Annotated in this window: 1 pseudogene; it reads right to left on the reverse strand. The window is 40.8% G+C overall.

The annotated features are described in order from the left end of the window. Nucleotides 1-413, reverse strand: a pseudogene (locus FE296_RS33145) (hypothetical protein); the annotation flags it as partial. Nucleotides 414-1179: the final 766 nt, after the last annotated feature.

A 1179-nucleotide genomic window follows, 5' to 3' on the forward strand; every position in this document is an offset into this window, starting at 1 on the left:
AAGATAAAGTGAACATGAAATCCACCTGAAGGTGTCCGGACAATAAGCGAGGGTTGGGGCAGACCGGCTGCGCTGATCCGATCCAAAAGATCAGGCAAAATAAGCCCATCATTTTGGCCATTTTTTGTATCAACGTCCAATACAAAAGCATTTAGCCAGCGAAGGGTCTCCTGGGCGCGCCGATCGTTGCGAAAAAATGTATTCGGGGTATAGTATGTGTTACTTTCCGCTTGCCAAGCTAACGTATCATATGACCGGCATGCATTATATGTATGGCAATCCTGGCTGGTATAAATCCAACCGAAGTCGTATCCACGGCCAGCACCTGATTGTTTGTGCTTGCTAGGAACCTCTTGAATTTGCGATCTAAAAAAACGACGTAATACATGGCCTAGCGGCACCTTTGACTGCACAACAATAGACTTATAAAAACTCCCAATTTCCGCACACACACCAAAAATGGCAATAGGAAAGCAGGAGTTAGCCCTTCACCTTCTTTCCCAAAAAGGGTATAATAACCCTATAAATTGCGAATACAAAGTAGAAGCTCTCAACTCGGTGGTACCTTATGAATGGTTAGTTTGGCGACCAGGCATTCATAAAGTGTGGAGGTGTGGGCTTTTATTTTTTATGTAAAAATCTTAAACCTATATGTCTATCATACGACAAATATTTTTGATTTGGCAAATTTGGACAAAAGTAATTTTCCGTAGTTGAACGGATGTTTTTAGGGGGTTTTCCGTAGTCGAAGGGATGTTTTAAAGCAGTTTTCCGTAGTTAAACGGATGTTTCGTCTTTTTTCGACTAAAACCGACTTAAAATTCATGAATCTCATTTTTTTTTACTCCAATCTCCGTAGTCGAAAGGATGTTTTTCGGAATTCTCCGTAGTTAAACGGATGTTTTTATGATTTTCACGAGGATTTGACCATGCTTGTTCAAAAATTTTTTCTGAAACTTAATCGGTCTTAAAAACAAAAGCGCTACAAGCCTCCTTTTTGAGGATTGCAGCGTCTTTGTCTATTCGAGTTGAAACAAGTCCATTTGAACTGGCTCATTCAAGCCACGAACTGGACCATCCAAAAACACTGGATTTTTGGTGACACTTAAGTAGCGATCCGCCAACCCCTGTTTTTTTCCTGAGAAGACAAACTGCTCAATGAAACCCACAGTTTGCAAT

Origin of the sequence: Paenibacillus sp. UASWS1643 (assembly GCF_008693195.1) — a bacterium.
GTDB classification, from domain to species: Bacteria; Bacillota; Bacilli; order Paenibacillales; family Paenibacillaceae; genus Paenibacillus; species Paenibacillus amylolyticus_B.